4 protein-coding genes are annotated in these 3042 nt (G+C 46.6%); all 4 read left to right on the top strand.

Annotated features, from left to right (window positions below; all coding sequences use genetic code 11):
- Window positions 1-766, top strand: a 766-nt coding sequence (locus VIM88_RS02380; protein WP_331861286.1) for an Obg family GTPase, incomplete at its 5' end; no start/stop codon positions are given.
- Between the two features lie 9 nt (window positions 767-775).
- Window positions 776-1540, top strand: coding sequence for a glutamate 5-kinase (gene proB, locus VIM88_RS02375; RefSeq protein WP_331861285.1), 765 nt, complete (start codon window positions 776-778; stop codon window positions 1538-1540).
- A gap of 29 nt (window positions 1541-1569) precedes the next feature.
- Entirely contained in the window at window positions 1570-2484 is a 915-nt protein-coding gene (fmt, locus tag VIM88_RS02370; RefSeq protein ID WP_331861284.1) for a methionyl-tRNA formyltransferase, read from the top strand.
- A partial coding sequence (locus VIM88_RS02365; protein WP_331861283.1) for a biotin--[acetyl-CoA-carboxylase] ligase occupies window positions 2465-3042 on the top strand: 578 nt, incomplete at its 3' end. The genes fmt and VIM88_RS02365, both read left to right, overlap by 20 nt.

The raw sequence follows: 3042 nt of genomic DNA, 5'->3' as shown, positions 1-3042 counted from the left end.
CGAAGGCGGAAAAGGCGGATTGGGGAATATGCACTTCAAGAGTTCCAGTAACCAAAGGCCGACCTATGCACAACCCGGGCTTCCAGGCATTACCAAACATGTAAGACTTGAGATGAAACTCATCGCAGATGTAGGTCTGGTAGGATATCCGAATGTAGGAAAATCGACGCTGATCTCTACACTTTCCAATGCAAGGCCCGAAATAGCGAACTATGAGTTTACGACACTGACCCCTAAACTGGGTGTGGTCCATATAGGCGACTTTGACTCCTTCATGATGGCGGACATACCCGGTATTATCGAGGGTGCCAGCGACGGAAGAGGTCTGGGGCTGGAGTTTTTAAAACATATCGAGAGAACCAAAACCCTGCTCTTGATGATCGATGCGGCAAACTACAGAGAGATGAAGTATCAGTACGAGACACTGCTTGTTGAGTTGCAGCGCTATTCAGAAACCCTTGCGACCAGAAAGCATGCCATAGCGATCACAAAGATCGATTCTCTCTCGCAAGAGGAGGTCAATATCTTGACAGAAACCTTTTTGGCAGATATAGGGCTGGAAGCCAATGATACTCTGGGCAAATACAAGGCAGATCCAAACTACGTCAGTTACGGCTTTAAGACAGACTTTGGAGTCAAACTGCCGCAAGACAAACCCTTCTTTGTACTTCCTATCTCATCTGTGGCGCATACCAATACAGAAGCATTGCGTTATGCCATTGGAGACTTTATCAAACAGGTTAAAGAAGAAAATGAAGCTGGGTAAGTGGGGCGTATGAAAAGAGTTGTAATTAAAGTCGGTTCACATGTGCTTACGGAGAACGGGGGTATCGCCAAATCCCGTATGTTGGCACTGGTCGGATTGGTAGCGGAGTTAAAAGAGAACGGCTATGAGGTGATCCTGGTGAGTTCAGGAGCGGTATCGGCAGGCTATACACAGCTGCCCCTGGACAGAAGTATCGTGGCCAATAAACAGGCACTTGCAGCGATCGGGCAGCCGTATTTGCTCAAAATGTATCAGGAAAAGTTTGCAAAGTTCGGTCTGCTTTGCTCGCAGGTACTCCTCAGTGCGGATGTGTTTAAGTTCAAAGAGCATGTAGACCATGCCAAAAACGCCATCGACACGCTCCTGGAAAACAATGTGGTACCCATTATCAATGAGAATGACACCGTGAGCATTGAAGAGCTTGTTTTTGGCGACAATGACAGGCTTTCCGCACATGTGGCACACTATTTCGGCGCGTCGCTGCTGGTGATACTCTCTGATATTGATGCCTTTTATGACAAAGATCCGAACAAATATGACGATGCGAAGCGCAGAGCCGTAGTGCATGCGCTCAGTGAAGAGGAGCTTAACGCGGAACATTCACCCAACAATGAGTTCGCGACTGGCGGCATCGTGACGAAACTTCAATCTGCAGATTTCTTAATGAAGCAAGGCAGAGCGATGTTCTTGGCGAGCGGCTTTGACCTTAGCGATGTAAGCGCTTTTCTGATCAAAGAGGAACACAAAGGCGGGACACTGTTCAAGGCCTTATAGTGTCTAATTCATAGAGCAGGAAGCATAGCATGAAATACAACATAGTCTACATGGGTACACCCCACTACGCAAAAGAGATCCTGGATACACTGATCCAGGCTGAAGACATGGAAGTCTCTTTGGTCCTGACCCAGCCTGACCGTCCTGTAGGACGCAAGAAGGTCATGACACCGCCTCCAGTGAAAGTATTGGCATCCGAACACGGTATTGAGGTGTTGCAGCCCAAGCGGTTGAGTGATGAGGGGATTGAAGATGCTGTCAAAGAGGTGAAACCCGATTTTATAGTGGTGGCAGCCTTTGGACAGATCTTACCGAAGACCATATTGGAGATCGCCCCCTGCATCAATCTGCATGCCTCCCTTTTGCCAAAATACAGAGGGGCATCACCGGTACAGCAGGCCTTGCTTCACGGAGACAAAAAAACAGGGGTGACCTCCATGCTGATGGAAGAGGGGCTGGATACGGGCCCTATGCTTGAAAAAATTGAGTTTGAGATCCCTTCGGACATGAGACTGCATGCACTGATGGCACAACTTACCAGGGATGCCTGTAGACTGACATTAAGTACGCTAAGAAACTATGACCACATCCGTGCGGAGAAGCAGGATGAGAGCCAGGCCACACTTTGTAAAAAGATAAAAAAGAGCGACGGTGAAGTAGATTTTGAAGATGCAAGCGTGATCTATAACAAATACCGTGCATTTGAAGGTTGGCCAGGTATTTTTGCTGCCAACGGTACAAAATTTGATGAACTTTCGCTGGTTGAAACACGTTCTCACAATAAGCCATTTGAGATCCTCTCTTTTGCAGATGAGAGTGTCGTAGTGGGATGCGTTGAAGGTTCTTTGCAGATCGGAACGATCCAGCCAGCATCCAAAAAAGCGATGTCCGCAAAAGCATATTGTGTAGGAAGGGGGCTGAAAGTTGGAGATAGTATCATTTGACACCCTTGCCTCTACACAGAAGTATCTGCTGGACGCATTGGAGAAACAAAAGGTACAGGCGCCTATCGCGGTGATCGCAAAACAACAAGATGCCGGTATCGGGAGTCGTGACAATAGCTGGTCAGGGGGAGAAGGAAATTTTTTTGCTTCCATTGCTGTAGATCTGGATGATCTGCCCAAAGACCTGCCTCTAAGCTCTGCTTCTATCTATTTCTCTTTTATCATGAAGCAGACCCTTTTGGAACTTGGCCAGGATATCTGGTTGAAATGGCCCAATGACTTTTACCTGAATGATGAAAAAATAGGCGGAACCATTACCCAAAAATACAAGAATACGCTAGTATGTGGTATGGGGATCAATTTAAAAAATTCTCAAAATGGCTACAGGGCCTTGGAATGCGACATTTCAGCTCAAGATCTGCTCGAAAATTACCTTGCGAAGTTTGAAAAATTTCCAACATGGAAGCAAATCTTTAGAGAGTATGAGATAGAATTTGAGCTAAGCAGAAAGTTTTCAGCACATATTGAAAATTCTCGAAAGAGCCTGTCAGATGCGAC

Origin of the sequence: Sulfurovum sp. (genome assembly GCF_036568385.1) — a bacterium.
Classification (GTDB): domain Bacteria; phylum Campylobacterota; class Campylobacteria; order Campylobacterales; family Sulfurovaceae; genus Sulfurovum.
The sequence above is the reverse complement of the archived record's forward strand: the minus strand, read 5'-3'. Positions and strand labels throughout refer to the sequence as shown.